Here is a 17,913-nt window from a genome sequence, read left to right as displayed (position 1 = left end):
CGTGCTGGCATTGTGCTCGGCGACCCTGGTTCAGGGGGTCGCCCGGGCGACCATCCCCATTCGCCCCGGCGACACCATTATCGAGGGGGGGAACAGGTGCACGTTGGGATATGTGTTCCGGAGGTCGGGGTCCACGATGGGGCTGACCGCTGGTCACTGCCAGCCGTCGGTGGATGCCCAGATCACCGATCGCGACGCGGGGATAGCGGGTTTCTCTGTCGGGGTGTCCCCGGAATTCAGTCTGCGTCAGGATTGGCAGCTCATCGACTTTGGTGACGTGGCCTGGTCACAGAATATTCGTTCCACCAACTACGAGGCGAATGCACGCGGCGTGGTGACTTTCGGTCAGGAGATGTGTCACTACGGTGTGGGGTCGGGCGCCACGTCGTGCGGGACGACCATCTCTTCGGATGGGGCCACCATCGCCGTCGCGGCCAGGAGTGCCGCCGGCGACTCTGGCGGACCCTGCTTTGTGCGAACCGGCGGACACGAGGTCGCGATCGTCGGTTTGTGGCACGGGCACGACGCGGAGATCGCCGACATGGGCTTCTGTGTCGACGTCAACGCCGCACTACGCGCGTTCCAGGGCGGGCGGTACGGCTATGCCTGAGCAGCTGCAGCGCCAACTCTCGTGGTGGATGTAACGGCATGTGGCGCTCACAAATCATGAAATCGGAGTTGCTGAACCAGCACAACAGGTACGCGTGGCTGCTGGCCTGGCCGCTGATCCTGCTTGCGGTGCTGCTGTCCTGCACTCAGTCGGGGGACGCGTCGACTCCCGACACCACAGAGCGTGACGCGGTCGCGGGGTTCGGACAGAAGGCAATCACCGCATACGTCACCGCCTCCCCGGTCGATCCCGCGGCCGCCGTCGCCCTCTATGGTGCCCTGGTCGCCACCTCGCGCGGGCAAGGCGGCTTCCCGTTCCCCGCTGAACGGGTTCTGGCCGTGATCGGGCGAACACCCAAGCTGCAAGCCACCCGCACCGACAAGACACGGGTATGGACCGTGAGCGCGGACGTGCTGACCGGCAGCGGTGCGCAGGGTTGGCAACAACAAGTGGTGATCACCGCCGAGGGCATCTACCGCGTCGAGGGTCTGCCCGGACGGATCCCCCTCACGCCGACCGCAGCACCGGATCAGAACAACGAGCAGGGTCACGAACTGACCAGAGTGGACCCCGGCTCGCCCGCATACACCACCGTGTCAGACTTCTTCGCTGCATGGCTCACCGGAAAAGGGGATTTGAGTCGTGTTGCCGACCAATCTATTGCAGCATTTACCACACCGCCCTACAGCAAGACCACACTCGAATCGGTCAGCGCATCACGCGACACGGAAAAAATTGAAAAGTCCGTAACCGTCAATGCGGTCATTTCAGTACAGAAAACAACAGTGACGAAACTGTCCTACACCTTGACGCTGGCTGCTGTCGGCGGACGGTGGGTGGTTTCTGACGTTACCGCCGCCCCCGCGGACGAATAGAACATATGAAAGTGACATCATCAAGAATGGAGCAGAAATGGATTCAGCGAAAACACCGATAGTTCTTCTTCTGGGATTCGTGCTGTTCGGCGCCGGCGCCATGCTGGCCGCCAAAGGCGCTGGCTCGCTGGCGGGCACCAGCAACAAGAACCCCAACGACGAACTCAACATCAAAGGGTGGAAAGGCCTGGCGTCGCACTGGGCCGGTTCGGCGGTCCTGATGAGCAGCGGCGGCTACATGATGTTCGGGCGGTGGATCAACACCGTGCTGACCTACATTTTCCAGCACTTCTCCTAAGCCTACCGTGCACATCTACACACCGATCAGGCGTGTCAAGAAGATCATCGGTACCACGAGTGGCGGAAACCCGTTGTGGGGCGGCCCTTATGAGTACAAGCGTGATCTCCCGATTGCGGCGCTGGCTGCCGCCATCGGGGTGGCATTGTGTGCGGCGGGTTTCGCCGCGGCGCGACTAGCCGGCGCCGTCGTCGGCGTGGTCGCAGCGGCGGTGGTCCTCGGCGGTGCGCTCTACCTGATCGGCCGCTTCCGGCGATCGCCGGAGGGCTTCAACGTGGCGCACTGGATCGGCTCGCACATCGACATGCATTTCGCGCGCAGCTCGCTGATCGACGGTCCCAACCCATTCCACCCCGCCAATGCCCCCACCGGCGCGCACAGGGGACTGAGCACCATCGACGTGATCGACGACAACATCCGCGTCACCGCCACCGGCCAGTACTGGGCGGAATACCGCATTGGCAACCCCCTGGAGATGGGGCTGGTCGACGACAGCCAGCACAACGGTGTCCTCGCTGAACATCAAGCGTTGCTGAGCAAGCTGCTGCGTCACGGAGCCTACATCGCCCAAGTCAAAGAACCGATCGGCCGAAACGAGCTCTTCGATCGGGCATTCACCCGCACCGACGCCGACGCCGAACAGCTGCCGCTGTATTCACTGATCGTGTGTGACCAGATCGATGCGCTCCACGCCGAAACCGCCGACAAAGGACCCGGACACTGGCCGCACCGGATCAACCACATCCTGGCGATCTACGTCGGCGACAACGCCGCAACCGCCGCGCGACGCCGCGACGAGATCATCGCAGACCTGCCGTTCAGCTGGCAGCTGACACCAGCTAGCGCAAGTCAGATGTACTGGACCTGGTATGCCCAATGCACCAGCGGCGTTCAAATGGTCTCCACCAGATCACCGGCACTGCCAGAAACTCTGCCCACCATCACTGTCGAGGACGGAGCGCACAGCGACAGCATGTTCGGGCAGCGCCGCAAGTTCTTTCGCCGGCGCGAGCTGCTGCCGGTCGTCAAGATCACCGTCGACGACGCGGCGCCGTCATACCAGTCGGTATTGACCGTGAAACTGCCTGATGCGCTGGACTTTCCGGGGGAGACCGATTTTCTGTCGGTGCTCTGTCACATGGGGGAGCCCATCAACTGGGCCATCAGGTGCACCCCGAAAACCCGCGAGCACGCGCTGGAGGACAACCGCAAGAACCAAGGCACCATCGATGACAACACCGACGAGATCGCACCGTTTTGGCAACAAGGCGGCGACCCCTACGACCGAGAAAACGAGCTGCTGGCCATCTACAACAACCAGCTGAAAGATCCAGCCGCTGCGGCGGTGACGTTCACTCTGTTCATCTCCATCGCCGCGGCTTCGGCCGCCGAAGTCAAACGCATCGCCAACGCGGTGCGAGATGTGTTGTCCCGGATGGGAATCATCCCCGACCCACCGCAGCCGGGAGCTCAAGAGGAACTCTGGTCGGCGCTGCAACCGGGTGCCCCGCGGTCACCGGCGATGGAGCACCACGCCGCAGAAACCACGGTATCGGAATTCGCGGAACTGGTGCCCTTCACCACCGCCTCCATCGGCCACGCTGACGGACCGGTCATCGGCCGTAACCTCACCTCTGGTTTGGGCGAACTGGTCCGCTTTGCCGCCGAGAAGCTGATCCTGGCCGGCCGAGCCGCCACGTTGGCCATTGTCGCCTCGGTAGGCGGTGGAAAATCGACCCTGGGCAAGATGCTGGCCATCTTCGCGCACCTACGTGGGGATCCGTGGGGCGCTTTCGACCGATCAGACATCACCGACGATAAACATCCCCACGGTATCGGCGAGTGGGCCAAACTGGGTGAGGTTCTCGACGATGTGCAAATTATCGATATCACCTCCCCGCCGGGATCACTCGACCCGCTCAAGGTTTGGGCCGACGAACCCCAAACCGCCTGCCGCTACACCTATAACGTGCTCATCGATCTACTCGAAGGCCTCGACGACACCCAAAAGCTGGCGCTGGCAGAGGCATTGGATCCCTCGGAGCTTCACGCGCGCGGGCTGACGTCCCTGATGGCCCTGGCGCGCTATCTCCTGGCGAGCCAGTCAGACCCTGCCGCAGTCATGGTGGGGCGCAAAATCCGCGTCTGGCGGCATCGCCCGTTTGCCGCCGCACTCTTCGACGAACAACTGCCCGCGCTGACGCTGACTGCCCGGGGCACCGTGTTCCGCACCCATGGGCTGTCCCTGCCGACGATGGACAAAGTGCTCAACAAGCACCTCTACGACAAGCTCACGCCCGAAGAGCGCTACGCTCCAGCGATTTACACGCTGGGATCGGTATTCCTCAAGAGCGCGTTCCGGGCCAGCAAATTGCGTCGCGGTGAGCGCGGGCCCGCCTATATCTTCGTCGACGAAGCCTGGACGATCACCCGCAACCCGATCGGGATGGAGATCCTGGAAGTCGACGTCCGCGACGGACGCAAACACTTCCTCGTCGTGGTCTTCATGACCCACCACGCCGCCCAGGACCTCGCACATGACGCATTCCAACTGGTCACCACCAAATTCATCGGCCGCGCCGAAGACAAGGCCCTGGCCCGATCCAACCTGGCCTGGTTTGACGCCATGCCGATCACCGATGAGCGGATCGCGGATTTGATGGCGGCTAAAGACGGGCGGTTCTACATGTCGATGATCAACGACGACGCAGACAACGACCAAGGCTCACCGGTGCGTGATGAAAAGCAACGCCGCCAGGTCGCCGAGATCCAGATCATGCGCCCCAGCGACCCGAGGATCCTCGAGGCCCTCAACACCACGCCCCAGATGGGTGCGCGCAAGGCGCGATCCATAGGGGAGGCCGCATGAGCACCCGCGGCCGGATCGCCCGGATTACCGCAATGATCGCGGCGCTGACTGCCACCGCGGTGTGCGCGGCACCGGTGTCCGCGGCGGGGGTACTCGACGACCTGGATCCGCGCGACACCTCCGGTGTGCCCATCACCGAGTACCGCTTGTCCTTCAACAACGGCGCTGGCTTCCTCGGGTCGGTGCTCACGCCTGACGTCAGCATTCCCGCGGCATTGTCCTACGTGATGTTCTGTGTGTTCATGGTGGCAGTGTGGATCGGGTTCACCACGCTGAACTTGCTGCCCCGAACCGACTGGCTCTCGCCGCTCGTGCACACCATCGACGCGATATCCAACCGGCTCTACACACAACTGGGCGTCCCGTTCATCACCATGATGATCAGCGGACTGCTGATGCTCACCACCGCGGTATATGTGCTGCGCAACAAGGGCAACCGAGCCTGGCACCACATCGCGATGACCCTGGTGTGCGTGATCGTGGGCGCCTCGATCACCTTCCCAGTCGCCGAAGCCGCGAAAATGCTCGGGATCGGCGCCCAGGCCGCCACCGCGACCGGCCAAGCCGTCGCCGGCGCCAATGCCCAAACCGCCCAACAGAACCCGACCGGGGTTCTGATCGATGAGTGGGTGCGAAAACCGGTGCAGCGGTGGACCTTCGGCGGTCAAGACATGGACTCGCTGAACTGTGGTGCGGCATGGACAGCAGCCATCCGCGCGCACAAACCCGACGAAATCAAAGACGCCCCGCTGAGCTGCCCGGGTGGCAGCACGGGTCAAGCCATGCACGACGCCGCGATGCACCCGCAGGACAGCCTGGTCGACTCGGGACTGACTACCGTATTCGGGGTTCTGCTGGGATGGGTGCTGGTACGCATCGTGCTCAAACTCATCGGCGTTTCGGTCGCCGCTCTTATCCACGCCGGAATGATCAAGATCGGGCTCATCGGCGTCGGAACCGAGACGGGACAACGGTTCCTGGTGCGCAACGCAGTCGACGCCCCCGTGGCTGCCCTCACCTTCTTCGCCGGCCTGCTCGCGATCTATGTGGGTGCTGACATCGCGAAAATCCTGGCGCAAGTCGTGCCATCCTCGCGGCAAGGCATGCTGCTGATGATCATCATGATCGTCGGCGCCCTCATCGGCGTCAAACGCGCATCGCAGTCGTGGAACCGTCGACTACGCGACAGTGCGACCGCCGCCGTCACCGGCACCGCTGCCGGCGGCGGCAGCCCCTTGATCCGCAACCAGATCTCCGGCGGCCGCACATTGGCGCTGGCCACGGCCGCACGCTATACCCTGCGTCAAGGCCGAAAGGCTGCCGCCGCCGCGGCGGTGCCCGAGCTCGCCGCGCCCACGGCCGTGGCCTCCAAGGTGCGTGCGGCCGCGCAGCGTGCGCGCGGCACGGGCCCGGGCGTGGCCACCCAGGCAGCCAGCCTCGGCTCGCTGAACGGCGCCAACACCGCACCGGCGGTCGCTAAGCAGACCGCCGGCCCACCGTCCCCTGCCGCCGCGTCGTCCGCCGCCGCACCGGCGGTGGCCGCGCCGCCCAATGTGATCACACAGAACGTCACGACCGCGCATTACGCACGGGCGGCAGCCAGCCACTACCGCGCCCAGCGTGGCGCACGATACGGGCCTCCTCCGGCTGCTGCCGCACGCCGCGCAGGACAACCGGGGGTGCCGGCCGGCGCCGCGAACCCGCCCAGCGCAGCAATGGCCGCGGCCAGCTCCGGCGACTCAGGCAACCCGCAACCGGCCGGTAGCGCAATCCGGCGCCCTAGCACCGCGGCGTCGGCAACACCACGAACAGTCAGACCGTCACGACCTGCAGACCATCACAGCGGTGCTGCGGCACGGCGCACTGGGGGTGACGCAGAGAGCGCCCGCCAGGTGGCGCGCGGCTACTTCCGCGGCCAGGGCAAGAAATGAAAGCACTCCTCAGCGCTGGCGTGGCGGCCAGCCTAGCCGCGCTCGTGCTGATCGTTGTCGTCATGGTCGCGCCTGCGACCGCGACCATGACCCACACCGGGCAGCGCATCTGTGCAGCCATGTTGGGCCAGCCGCCCGAGGCCACCGCAACCGTGGCGACGCTGCAAGACGCCCAGACCCAAGCGCTAGCCCCCGCCGGGCTCACCGGTCAGGACGCCTACCAGTTCGTGGCAACGCTGAACACTGTCATCAACTGGCGGGACCTGCCCGCCGCCCAAGTATCGGCCTGGGCCGCCAACCCAGCGGCAACCCCGCTGCCCGAGGGCGCCCAAATCGACACGCCCTGGCCCGTACCCCGCAGCAACGACCCAGCACCCGCGTTCCCGCAGTCGGTCTCGCTGTACGAATCAGCCTGCGCAACCGTCCTACACCGCGTCGACGTGCATGTCGCCAACCCGCCGCACTCCGCGACCCCGATCACACACACGACCCCGCCCGACACGGCATCGAGCCAGCAGCCGCCCATCGTCGCCGAGGTGATCAAACAACTCGGCACCCGCATCTCGCCGGAAGTGTTGTGGCAGTGGACCTCTCCTACCCCTCACCTCGACGCCAAGAGAACTCTCTTCGAACAACTCACCCGCACCGCCCCCCAGGCCGCACCGCGGCCCGGTGACCTCACGTGCTACGACTACACCGTCAATGGGCCCGCTCGCTGCGCACTCGTACTGTCCTTAGCCCCCACCCCTCTGATGGCCGCCACGACCGCCGACGGCATCCTGGCCGCCGCCCCAATCCCCGCCAACAGCACCATCATTGGACCCGAGCCCGCAGAGGTCGCACCGTGAGCGCGGTAGCCGTGCTCGCCACTATCGGATGCGCGGCAACACTGGCCACCTCCCTGGGCACCGTCATCAAACACCACGCACCGCCGCGGCCCACCCTCAAATACGTGCTGCCCGCCGCCCTGGCGACTCTGCTGCTCACCCCAGTGCTTCTCAAAGAACTCCCTCTGCTGGGCGCCGGGGCAGCATGCATCCCCGGCTACCTGTCCTACCGGCGAGCCCGCCGCTACGCCCTCGTCATTTACCCGCGGCGAAAGACTGCCCAACTGTTGGAGAACCGGCTGCGACCGGTACTCGGCGACCCCTGGAGCGGGCGGGCCATGCGCCTCGACTACGACCACCCCGACAGTGCCAAACCCTCGGAAATCATCAAGGTCGAAATCGCTGTCCCGCGATCAGTGTTACCCACCAAGATCGCCGAACGATGCAAAGAAATCGTCGCCGAAACCCTCACCGGGCCAGCAAAGAAGAAATGGAAGACCACACTCGGGGAGACCACGATCACCTTCCGGCCCAAGCAGCAGTCCCAGGATCCACCCGCGCTGAAGTACCTGAAATCGGTGCTGCAAGAACAGCGCGCACTCGGGCCGGACGCGAAAATCCAGATCGACGAATGGGACGACGCCGGCCAGATCGTCGCCTTCACCGCGCGCAGCTCCAAAGCACGTGCCTACGACGTCGCCACCCCCGGGCGTCAGATGAGTATCGAACGGCAGGTCCGCACCCGCATCCCCATCGCCGACGGATCGTGGGTGGTCACATGGGACGTTGCCGGCCTCCCAACAATGACCGTGCGCCGCTCCGCATTCCGGGCCATCATCCACAAACCACCCCCGAAACGCTTCATCGACAGCCGGGAAGCAGCCGCGGCCCAATACCCCAACGCCGTCTTCGAACTCGGCGTGCACCCCGACGGACGAATCTGCACCCGTGCACCCATCAAAGAACCCAACGCGTTAACCACTGGGTCCACCGGCAAAGGAAAAACGACCTACCTGCACAACGAAATCATCGACGCCGCCGCCTGCGGATTCATCATCATCATCGTCGACGGCAAGTTCTCCGACTCCTACGTCGGCTTCCGCGACTGGCCCGGTGTGCAGATCGTCGCCAACGACATGTACACCGCGGTGCGTACCATTTTCTACGTCGCCGAGATGCTGTCACGGCGACAAGACGGCGGCCGATCCGGTGAATTCCCCGTCGACAACAACACGCCGGTGTTGTTCATCGTCGACGAATACGCCGACCTGGTCACCCGTATGCAAACAGAAGTGTGGGACATCTACAAAGGCAAAGACAAAGACCTGCCGAACACATGCCCCGCCATCACCATCTTGGAGCGGCTTCCGCAGATGATCCGGCAGTTCAGAATCCACATGGAAACCGGAACACAGAAGCCCGACAGCAAACGCATCTCGCAGAACATCGTCTTCAACTCCGACAAGAAGTCGCAGTGGGGCGACATGAGCGGCGCCCAGTCACAGGCCTACTGGGGTGACTACAACACAGGACCTTCGGCGCCGCCGATAGCCGGGCGCGGAATCATCAAAACCATCGACGGTAAACCCGAAGCGATACAGGGCTACTACGTCCCAGACCCAGCCAAGGCAACCACCCGCGAGCAGCTCGAAATCCTTGCGAAACTCATCCCACCCACCAACCTGCACCGCCGCATCGTGTTCGAGATCCCCGATCCCGAAACCGCATCCTGGGAAGACGTCGTCACCTCACGATGGCACTTCGCTGAAGACCGACCCGATCTGGACCCGCTGTCCCCGCACTACAACCCGCCAGCATTCCTGAAATACAACACATTCGGTGAACTTAACCCCGCCACCCTCGACGTCGACAACAACCCCGACACCCACCACGCGCAGGTCGCGGACCCGCGTCTTACCCTGATCGCCGACCTGGATGACTAGACCCTCACAGCCGCCAAACAGGTGGGACTGAATGGCATCGACCCCAGCGCCCCGAGCAATGCGAATACCGCCGAACCGGCCACCCGCGTCGTTGAGGCAGATCACCGCACTGGTCAGCGTGCCAGCGCACCCATCAGCAGTTCGGGCTTTCACCGCCGATGAGGTTCGACGCGGTGACGCGGCCAGCTACGCCAACGAAACAGGTGGCACCGTGGTGGCGCTGCCGACTTCGAGCGCTGATCTCTCGAAATAGGAAAATCACAACGACAACACAGTATTTCGCGACCAGTGGGCACCGACTCGACGAACTGCCACTGCAGATTCGGTCGTGGACGTGCCCGAAGTGCCGAGTGGTCCACGACCGCGACCACAACGCCGCCAAGACCATTCTCGCTGCCGGGCGGGCAGAGAGACGAAACGCCGGTGGAGCCTCGGTAAGTCCTCCCACCACTCGGGAGGCGCGGGGCGACGAAGCAGGAAGCACCCCAACAGCGGCGTAGTCGCACGGGAATCCCCGCCATTCATGGCGGGGAGCACGTCAAACTACGCCGACGTTCCAGCTGGTCGTGTTCGTGCGCGCTGGTACGAGGCGCGGTACGTGTCCTTCGTGATGCCAAGAAGCCGTGCCAGGGTCGAGGCGTTCGCGTCGGTGAGTGTGAGTTCGGCGGATTCGATTGCGCGCAGTGTGCTGGTGGCGATCTTGGCCGCCGCCGCGAGCTGCGGTTGCGTCAGACCGCGAATCACACGCCAATCGCCGGGATAGCGATCATCAGCAGCGATGGTTACGACCTCGTCGACCGGCGCTTGGAGAAAATCCATGGCCCGTTTGAGCAGGTCCACCTGGGGGCTGCGCCGACCAGATTCCCACGCCTTGACGGTAGAGAGGCCGAGGTCGGCAAGTCGGGCCAGGTCAGATTGGCTCAGGCCGCGCCGCTGCCGTGCGTGGAGAAATGCGTCAGGACTGAACCCTCGCAGCACGCGGCGGCTCATGGCTGGTTTGCGGTCATTAGGACACCGATCCAAGCGGACCTCACCCCTGACCGTTTAATCCGAACGCGATAAAGCGCCGTTATAACGTAACCTAGTCAAACAGCAAGCGGCACCTACCGGCATCGCACCAGGTCCGCTGCCGCTTCATACCGGAACCGAAATCATCTGGGAGCGTCTATGTCGTGGGTGGTCGTCGCACCGCAGGAACTGATGTCCGCTGCTTCTGAACTCGCTCGGATCGGGGCTGCACTCGACACCGCTAACGGTGTTGCAGCTCTGCCGACAACGACCGCGCTAGGCGCCGGCGCCGACGAAGTTTCCCTCGCCATCACCGATTTGTTCAACTCGTTCGGCCAGGACTACCGCGTCGCCTGCGCGCAGGCCGCCGCCTACCACGCTCAGATCGTCACTGCCATCCATACCAGTGGCGCTCAATACGCTATAGCCGAGGCTGCATCCGCTAATCCCCTGCAGAGCCTGGGCAACGCGGTGGCCGCGCTGCCGGCAGGGCCGTACCAGGCACTCAACGATCTCCTGAGCACCCCCACCCTTGCGCCACTGGAAAGCCTGATTAACACCCCCACCAACCTGCTGCTGGGCCGGCCACTGATCGGTGACGGCGCGGCGGGAACCGTGGCCGCGCCGAACGGCCAGCCTGGAGGACTGCTATTTGGCAGCGGCGGCAACGGCTACAACGGGGCAGGCGGCGCGGGCGGGGCAGCCGGACTGATCGGCAACGGCGGACACGGTGGCACCGGCGCACCCAGCGGAACGGGCGGAAACGGCGGCGCAGGCGGCCTGCTGTGGGGGACCGGCGGCAACGGCGGAAACGGCGGCGCCGCAGCCGGACTCGGCTTCAGCGGCGGCACCGGCGGAAACGGCGGAAACGGCGGCCTGCTGTGGGGCAATGGTGGTACTGCAGGCAACGGCGGAGTGGGCGGAGCCGCAACCACGATCTACGGCAACGGAGCCAATGGGGGCGCCGGCGGCAACGGCGGGGCCGCAGGACTCCTGCTGGGCAACGGCGGCGCAGGCGGCAACGGCGGCCCCGGCGGCGCCGCCGGAGTGCTCTACGGTGCACCCGGAAGCGGAGGAGCGGGCGGCCTTGGCGGCCCCGGCAGCTTATTCGGCTATCCAGGGCCCGCTGGCATCGGCGGCCCCGTGGGCACAGCCAGCCTCGTCGGGACGATCCAAGCCAATCTCAACGGTGTCCTGGGCACCGGCTTGGCCAACATCAACATCCTGTTCACCGGCTTCGCTGATCAGATCATCGGCACCGTCGATGGCATCGTCGACGGGGCCATCGGCCAAGCCGGCGTCCTGCTGCACGGGTTTCTCGTCGACATCGAAGGCACGGTGCTCAACAGCCTCGGCCTGGGCTTCCTCAACCCGGGAGCCGGCAACCTCGGCCTGCTCAACGCCGGAACCGGCAACACCGGATTCCTCAACTTCGGTAACGGCAACAGCGGCATCGCGAACTTCGGTTCCAATAACATCGGGTCACTCAATTTCGGTACCGGGAACAGCGGCTATTTCAACTTTGGCTTCGACAACCTCGGCAGCTTCAGCTTCGGCGGATCCAACATCGGTGCTTTCAACGTCGGGTTCAGCAACATCGGCAGCTACAACCTGGGTGTCAACAACACCGGCAACTTCGACCTCGGCATCGGAAACACCGGTGACCGAGCGATCGGCTTATTCCTGACCGGCAGTGACTCCATCGGAGTCGGTCCTATCAGCATCAGGTGGTAAGCGCGACAACGCCGCTGGCGGCGATCCTTCCAGCGGTTCCTTCAGCGGTGCGTGCGCGGCGAGTTGCGGAAGTAGTCACTCACCGGCGCGCCGTTGCGCATGTGGGCACGTACCCACACCTTCCCGGGGCGCGTCGCAGGCTGGGTCGGATCGTGCCAGGCGCTGGTGCGGTGGTCCCAGAGATAGTCATCGGCCACTTTGCCGGACAAAAGCGGGTTGAGCCACGCTCCGACCGCCTCAGCGGCGATGTCGCAGTCCTGCAGCGGGGTTGGCAGTGTGGTACGTGCGGCGATCCTTTGATAGCCGTTCTGCCATTGGTCGGGAACCTCAATCTGGTTGGGGGGCTGCTGGTTTCGCCGCTGGGAGCGGCTCACCAGGGCGCGGCGCAGGTCGCCGGCTGCAACGTCGACGGCCCCGGCGTAAAGCACGAGGTCGACCAGGTCGCGGTATCGGTTGGCGCTGCGACCACGCGGGTCGCGGAACATTACGCCGACGACTTTGTCGGCGACTTGGCTGGCCAAGGGGAAGAGCGGGACCGCGGGGATGGGGGACAGACCGCGCATACCAGGCACGGCCGGATCGACGTCGCGATACTCGATCGCGCTGATGGCGACCTCGTCAACGGCGAGGTCGACGTCGAACCAGGCCGCAGATTCTGCGCCGACACTGGCGGCGATGCGGAACTTGTTGCCCGCCACTGTCCCGGTGAATGTTTGTTGCCCTGTGATTCGGTAGACGAATGGGTCCAGTTCATTGGTTCCAGTGAAAGATTCGAGATCGTTGCGAGTTCCCGTGCCGCTGCGGATCGTTGTTAAATCAAGATCTTGGGTGGCGCGGCTTCCTGGGATGCGGATCAGCGTTCCCGTGCCGCCAGCCACTACCCATGCCGCATCGGGTGCCGTGAAGACCCGGGTCATGAATCGTTGAATGACGAACTGGCGCAGCAGTTCTTGCGATTGCACGGTTGGATGGGTTTTGGCGTGGCGAGCGGCCCGGGTGCGAAGTGCCACCCAGAACGCGCGCTCGGAGGTGTATTCGTCGGACCAGCTCATCGGCGCGCGCTGAAAAGCAGCTCGTTGGCTGCCGCGATCGTCTCAGGCGCCCCGGCCGCCGCCAGCAAGTCCGCGAGGACCTCACGGCCGTGATAATCAGTGAGGGGATCAAGCGCGGCACTGATGGCGGCGACGTCGGCGGCCGCGGTCGCCAGCGCGTCAGCGAGGATCTCGCCCAGGTGTGCGGCGTCGATGCTGTCGCGGTAAAGGTCAGCGACGGTCTGCGGGATCGTGGTGACAGGCAGCCCGCTCACCAGCTCCCACGCCGCGGCCGTGTTGTCGTGCAGCGTAATTCGCCGGTTGCTGGTCCGGCGCGGGGGGCGGATGGTGAAATCCAAGCGGTCGGGGTGCAGTGTGCCCAGACGATGGACGTAGTGCGCCGCGGACAGGTGCGACACGACAGCATCTGTGCCCTGTTCATACAGCGTTCGAAGCCGCCGCCCAGCGAACTCGCTGGGGTTCAAGGAGAGCCAGGCTGCCCGTAGGTCGTCGACCCCGACGTCTTCGGGTGCGCCGGCGAAGCGGTACACACCGCGGGTCCCGGTGTGGAGGATGCGTTCGGCACCGGCCAGCTGAGCAACGCGGTCACGCGTCATGCCGAGTTTCAGTGCCTGAGCGACCGTGAACATGCCCCACTGCCCTGCAGCCTCACCTGCCACCAGAGACTCGATGGCCCGCCCCGCTCTCGACACCCCTCAATCATAGACTTATATGCCAGTAATTGTGTAGCTCGACCTGGTGGGCGTCTGGTGGAGTCGACGTACAATCACGCGCGTGATGTATCGCGTGGTCGATACCGCGGTGGGATGGCTGCTGTACGCGGGTGGCGATCAGCTCGGGACCTACGACACACCAGGCGAGGTGTTCTCTGCGGCAGCGAGAGACGAAACGCCGGTGGAGCCTCGGTAAGTCCTCCCACCACTCGGGAGGCGCGGGGCGACGAAGCAGGAAGCACCCCAACAGCGGCGTAGCCGCACGGGAATCCCCGCCATTCATGGCGGGGAGCACGTCAAATTGGTGACTCAACGCGGACAAGAAACAGCGAAGTCAGTTCTCGAAATGATCGAGACGGTCATCCTTTTGCGCATGACCGGTCCGCGATCGATCAAGGCAGCGCAGGACTGGATCGGGGTGAACGCAGACGCCAATGATGTTCAGGCCAGTAGCGTCATCGGATCGTTGCCGTCGTTGCGAACCGGTGAGGCATGGGTGTGGAGCCCGGCGTTCTTGCGCCTTCTCAAACGAGTCCACATCAGCCTGTTCGACACCTTCGATTCGCACGCCACGCCGAAAGCCGGGCAAGGTCGGATCACCCCGAAAGGGCGTGCCGATGTCGATCTCGAACTGCTGGGTGCCGAGATCGCCGCCACTGTACAGAGGGCCAAGCAGAACGACCCGAAAACGCGTTGCGCGACAGAGTGGTGTCGCTGTCGACAGAGTTGGAAGGGCAGCACGAGCGGGCGCAGGTGCTGGCCGAACGATGCGCTGAACAGCAGCGTCTGCTGGACATCAAGGACGCGGAGATCGGCCGACTCCACAATCAGCTCGCCGACCTGGAAGGGCTGCGGCACCAACTACGGAAGGTGGCGGAATGGCTGGCCGGCGCGGCAGACAAAGTGGCGGCCGCGCGCGACCTGATCGCGTCAACACCTTCCCCACTTGCCGAGGAGCCGCCCGTTGTGCTGCAGAACATCAACGATGATTCGGAGCAGCGTGAAACGTCGGTACACCAGCCTGATTCACGATCAGGAAGCGCAACAGTGTCCGCAGTTGCGGCTAGGGATGGTCAGGAGTTGAAATTCCGTGCCGGGGCCCAGCGCATGCTGGAATCGCTGGGTAGGATGGCGCCGCTGCGGCTGTCCAGAGCCCAGTGGGGCATGGTGGCCCGCATGAAACACAGGTCCGGGACGTGGAGCACCTATCTGGGTGAACTGCGACGCGCCGGCCTGCTGGATGAGAATGCGGCCGGGTTCACCCTCAGCGACAAAGGGTTTGACTACTTGGGTGGCCGTCCGGATCCGCTTACCGGCCGCGAGCTGCAGCAGCATTACCTGCATATTCTGCGTTCCGGCGCTGCTCGTATGTTGCAGGCGGTGATGGATGTTTATCCGGAAAGTCTCTCGCGCCAGGAGATCTCTGCTCGGGCAGGGATCGTAGTGGCGTCAGGCACGTTTACGACCTACCTGGGGGAGCTTGTGCGCAACGGTCTGGTCGTCTATCGCGGCAAGGCCCTTCGGGCCAGTGATGTGCTGATGTTGGGGGCAGAGCGGGCGGTTGAGTGAGACTGCTGTGCCCAATCAACCCAAGACGCCGATACGTGCGTTCCGGATACCTGATGAGCTGTATGAGCAGGCGCAGGCCAAAGCGCGGCAGTCGGGAGTGAATCTCAGCGATGTTGTCCGTGCTGCGCTGCTGGCCTTCATCGAGACAGACTGGCCGCTGCCGCCGCGGTCGTGAGGGTGACGGTTGCTTAGCGGGCGGGCTGGTAAGCAGGGCAGCGGGTTTGGGGATCTAGGTAGGGAGGGCGCAGGGCCGTCCGGATGTGCGGGCCGGTCTGTGTGTCGGGGTGGTTGGTGAGGCAGCGTGCCGGCGTGGGGCGGCCGAGGAGACCTGGTTGGTGGCAGTGGCCGGCAGTCCAGGGGGTGACGTCGGGTGTGCGGGTGATGTTCCACTGGGTGACGAGGCCTTCGCCGATGTTGCGGTGTTTGCCGATCGCGGGCAGTTCGGTTAGCAACTCGGTGATGGTGTCGGCATCGCCGACGGCGCGCCATGTCAGATGGGTGGTGGGGTGGGCGATGACGGGCAGGGCGCGGGCCTGGTAGCGGCCGGTGTGGTCGGCAACTGCGCTCTTGTTGATGGTCGGTGAGAGCTGTTGTAGTCGTTGATGATTGGTTCGTGATCTGCGCCAGCGGATGTCGGGGTCTGCGGTGCCGTGGGGATGGGGGTGAAGGTCGGCGAAGGTGGCCATCCAGTGCCAGTCGTGGTGTTGGTCGGGGTCGCCGCAGCGGGCCAGGGGGAGCTCGAGCTGTTCGGGTGGCTCGCCGGGGTGGTAGGTCAGGTGGTCGCCGTGTTCGAAGGCCGTGGTTTTGCGGCGGTGCCACAGGACGGAGGCGAGGAGGCCGTCCAGGGCGATGCCCCAGGGGCGGGATAGGACGACACCGTGGGGGGTGGTTGCGGTGATGAGGATCGTTGTCGGCGGCATGTCAGCAGGGGCCGTTCAGTGGTTGGCAGTCTTCGGAAAGCGTTGGGGCGTGGGTGGTGTGGCCGCAGGTGCGGCATGTCCAGCTGGTGTGCCCACCGGGGCAGCTGCAGACGGTGTGCCCGACCAGCACCTGGTAGGCGGCGAGCGCGTGGCCGTTGCCGCAGCGCTGCGGTGCAATGAGTATCCAGCCACCGGTGGTGCACCGCCCAAGGTGTCCGATATCTGCCATGGTCCAACGGTTCTCAGGTGAGTTGGGTGAGCGCGGCGAGGGCTTCATCGCGGCGCTCGGCGAGCTGGCTGGCCCAGTCGGCGCCGGTGTCGTCGGCGCCGCGGATGACGGTCATGGTCGACGTGGCGCTGATGCGTCCGTAGCCGGCGGCGGTGCGGCCGCCGAGGTGGCCGTTGGCGCTGAAGTCGTCGAGCACTGTGCGCAGGAACGCCAGCTGAATTGGTGTTGCGTTGTTGATGCGGATAAAGGTTTGCAAGTGGGTGCCGGCGCGCAGGGTTTCCCCCGAGTATCGGCCCAGGGGACTCGTTGTGCGGTCGGGGTCTGGCCCGGGAGGGTGCTGGATTGACCGGCGGTGATCGTTGAGGTGGGTGAAGAATTCTTCGCCCAGGGCTAGCATGGCCGGGCTGGGCGGGTTGGCCGGAGGCAGGGGCAGGATGTGGGCGAGTTCGCTAACTTCGGGGAGCACTTTGCCAACCATGAGTAGACCGGACATGATGCGCCCGCTGGCCGCGCCGCCGAAGACGGCGATGTGGGGGATGAGGTCTTTGAGGCGGCGTTCTTGCTCGTCGGTGAACGGAGTTCGTCCTTTGGCGTCGCGGGCCTTGGCCAGCCGGCCGCCGTTGCTGAGCAGGTGCGCTGCCGGCACGGGGAGCTGATTCTCGTAGTTAAGGACCGCAGCGGTCAGGGCTTCACCGGTGCGGCGCAGAATGCCGCGGAAACTGTTGCCGGAGATGATCGGTACCTGCAGTTGGCTGCCATCGGGGCCGATGATGTCTTCGCGGCGGAACAAGCTGAAGGTGTCGCTGCCGGCGGTGTTGTCATCGTCGTCGCGGTGCACGATCGCCGAGCGGGCCAGGATCTGGATGTCCCAGTGGGCGCAGATCAGCGGTGTTCTCATCGGGGGGTGCGCAGTTCGGCGACGGCTTCGGCGATGATGCGGACCTCGAGGATCAGGGCGGGCAGGTTGGTGCGCAGCTCGTCGATGACCGGCAGCGGAGGCTTGCGCAGCAGTGTGGCGAGCTCGCGGCGGCGTTCGGGTTGACGGGGCGCCAGGGCGCCGAGGCGGCCCGAGGCGTTCGACCACCAGCCGGACAGGGTGGTGTTGCGGTAGGCGGCGGTGCGCACGCGGCTGGGGAGCTGGTGGTCCCAGTAGGTTTTGCGGTGTTCGGCAACCCAGCTTGATTCCCAGTCGATCGAGTAGTGCAGCAGTAGCAGCAGCCGCAGGGCCGTGTCGTAGGGGCCCTCGGTGATGGGTAGGTCAGCCTCGACCAGTGCTTGCCATTCGCGGGTGGGACTGCGCGGCGGCGGTCGGCGTTGTGCGCCCATGTCGGCTGA

General features: G+C 64.9%; 19 protein-coding genes. 12 read left to right on the top strand and 7 right to left on the bottom strand.

Annotated features, from left to right (window positions below; translation table 11 throughout):
* The first annotated feature begins 136 nt into the window (after window positions 1-136).
* The 8 genes from C0J29_RS31780 (at window position 137) to C0J29_RS34700 (ending at window position 9,853) form a co-directional block, all read left to right on the top strand.
* The gene (locus C0J29_RS31780; protein WP_162951681.1) at window positions 137-610 is read left to right on the top strand and encodes a chymotrypsin family serine protease; all 474 of its coding nucleotides are present in this window, start codon (window positions 137-139) and stop codon (window positions 608-610) included.
* 56 nt (window positions 611-666) lie between these two features.
* Window positions 667-1,485: a hypothetical protein gene (locus C0J29_RS31775; protein ID WP_120795165.1), complete on the top strand. Its 819-nt coding sequence runs from the start codon at window positions 667-669 to the stop codon at window positions 1,483-1,485.
* A 37-nt stretch (window positions 1,486-1,522) separates the two neighbouring features.
* Window positions 1,523-1,783, top strand: a complete 261-nt coding sequence (locus C0J29_RS31770) for a hypothetical protein (RefSeq protein ID WP_162951680.1) — start codon at window positions 1,523-1,525, stop codon at window positions 1,781-1,783.
* Between the two features lie 7 nt (window positions 1,784-1,790).
* Window positions 1,791-4,652 carry an ATP-binding protein gene (locus C0J29_RS31765; RefSeq protein WP_120795163.1) on the top strand — a complete coding sequence of 954 codons (2,862 nt, stop codon included), beginning with the start codon at window positions 1,791-1,793 and terminating at the stop codon, window positions 4,650-4,652.
* A complete protein-coding gene (locus C0J29_RS31760; protein ID WP_162951679.1) occupies window positions 4,649-6,583 on the top strand; it encodes a hypothetical protein in 1,935 nt (644 codons plus the stop codon). Before C0J29_RS31765 ends, C0J29_RS31760 begins: the two co-directional genes overlap by 4 nt.
* Window positions 6,580-7,431 carry a hypothetical protein gene (locus C0J29_RS31755; RefSeq protein ID WP_120795161.1) on the top strand — a complete coding sequence of 284 codons (852 nt, stop codon included), beginning with the start codon at window positions 6,580-6,582 and terminating at the stop codon, window positions 7,429-7,431. Before C0J29_RS31760 ends, C0J29_RS31755 begins: the two co-directional genes overlap by 4 nt.
* Entirely contained in the window at window positions 7,428-9,353 is a 1,926-nt protein-coding gene (locus C0J29_RS31750) for a type IV secretory system conjugative DNA transfer family protein (protein ID WP_120795160.1), read from the top strand. Before C0J29_RS31755 ends, C0J29_RS31750 begins: the two co-directional genes overlap by 4 nt.
* A gap of 158 nt (window positions 9,354-9,511) precedes the next feature.
* Entirely contained in the window at window positions 9,512-9,853 is a 342-nt protein-coding gene (locus C0J29_RS34700) for a zinc ribbon domain-containing protein (protein ID WP_341870252.1), read from the top strand.
* Between the two features lie 43 nt (window positions 9,854-9,896).
* Here the strand turns inward: C0J29_RS34700 and C0J29_RS31740 are convergent, their stop codons facing one another.
* A complete protein-coding gene (locus tag C0J29_RS31740) occupies window positions 9,897-10,343 on the bottom strand; it encodes a helix-turn-helix domain-containing protein (protein WP_120795159.1) in 447 nt (148 codons plus the stop codon).
* Between the two features lie 177 nt (window positions 10,344-10,520).
* On the opposite strand from C0J29_RS31740, the gene C0J29_RS34615 reads away from it, so the two are divergent.
* Complete coding sequence (locus C0J29_RS34615; protein ID WP_120795158.1) at window positions 10,521-12,095, top strand: PE domain-containing protein; 1,575 nt, start codon at window positions 10,521-10,523, stop codon at window positions 12,093-12,095.
* Between the two features lie 41 nt (window positions 12,096-12,136).
* On the opposite strand, the gene C0J29_RS31730 is transcribed toward C0J29_RS34615, so the two are convergent.
* Together C0J29_RS31730 and C0J29_RS31725 are read right to left on the bottom strand one after the other, a co-directional pair.
* Window positions 12,137-13,147: a nucleotidyl transferase AbiEii/AbiGii toxin family protein gene (locus C0J29_RS31730; RefSeq protein WP_120795157.1), complete on the bottom strand. Its 1,011-nt coding sequence runs from the start codon at window positions 13,145-13,147 to the stop codon at window positions 12,137-12,139.
* Window positions 13,144-13,839, bottom strand: coding sequence for a hypothetical protein (locus tag C0J29_RS31725; RefSeq protein WP_242460738.1), 696 nt, complete (start codon window positions 13,837-13,839; stop codon window positions 13,144-13,146). The genes C0J29_RS31730 and C0J29_RS31725 overlap by 4 nt, the downstream gene beginning before the upstream one ends.
* An 82-nt stretch (window positions 13,840-13,921) precedes the next feature.
* On the opposite strand from C0J29_RS31725, the gene C0J29_RS34610 reads away from it, so the two are divergent.
* The 3 genes from C0J29_RS34610 (at window position 13,922) to C0J29_RS31715 (ending at window position 15,604) form a co-directional block, all read left to right on the top strand.
* Complete coding sequence (locus C0J29_RS34610) at window positions 13,922-14,056, top strand: hypothetical protein (RefSeq protein WP_277950760.1); 135 nt, start codon at window positions 13,922-13,924, stop codon at window positions 14,054-14,056.
* A gap of 497 nt (window positions 14,057-14,553) precedes the next feature.
* On the top strand, window positions 14,554-15,429 hold the full coding sequence (locus C0J29_RS31720; RefSeq protein WP_162951678.1) for a hypothetical protein: 876 nt from the start codon (window positions 14,554-14,556) through the stop codon (window positions 15,427-15,429).
* Window positions 15,430-15,436: 7 nt separating this feature from the next.
* Window positions 15,437-15,604: a ribbon-helix-helix domain-containing protein gene (locus C0J29_RS31715; RefSeq protein WP_162951677.1), complete on the top strand. Its 168-nt coding sequence runs from the start codon at window positions 15,437-15,439 to the stop codon at window positions 15,602-15,604.
* Between the two features lie 13 nt (window positions 15,605-15,617).
* On the opposite strand, the gene C0J29_RS31710 is transcribed toward C0J29_RS31715, so the two are convergent.
* Genes C0J29_RS31710 through C0J29_RS31700 form a run of 4 tightly spaced genes read right to left on the bottom strand, consistent with a single transcriptional unit; the run spans window position 15,618 to window position 17,904 of the window.
* Window positions 15,618-16,349 (bottom strand): hypothetical protein, encoded by a 732-nt coding sequence (locus C0J29_RS31710; protein ID WP_120795153.1) that lies wholly within the window; start codon window positions 16,347-16,349, stop codon window positions 15,618-15,620.
* 1 nt (window position 16,350) lies between these two features.
* Window positions 16,351-16,578, bottom strand: coding sequence for a hypothetical protein (locus tag C0J29_RS33135; RefSeq protein ID WP_162951676.1), 228 nt, complete (start codon window positions 16,576-16,578; stop codon window positions 16,351-16,353).
* 13 nt (window positions 16,579-16,591) lie between these two features.
* Complete coding sequence (locus C0J29_RS31705) at window positions 16,592-17,476, bottom strand: RAMP superfamily CRISPR-associated protein (RefSeq protein WP_120795152.1); 885 nt, start codon at window positions 17,474-17,476, stop codon at window positions 16,592-16,594.
* Complete coding sequence (locus tag C0J29_RS31700) at window positions 17,473-17,904, bottom strand: hypothetical protein (protein WP_120795151.1); 432 nt, start codon at window positions 17,902-17,904, stop codon at window positions 17,473-17,475. Before C0J29_RS31700 ends, C0J29_RS31705 begins: the two co-directional genes overlap by 4 nt.
* Window positions 17,905-17,913: the final 9 nt, after the last annotated feature.

Origin of the sequence: Mycobacterium paragordonae (assembly GCF_003614435.1) — a bacterium.
Lineage (GTDB): Bacteria > Actinomycetota > Actinomycetes > Mycobacteriales > Mycobacteriaceae > Mycobacterium > Mycobacterium paragordonae.
The sequence above is the reverse complement of the archived record's forward strand: the minus strand, read 5'-3'. Positions and strand labels throughout refer to the sequence as shown.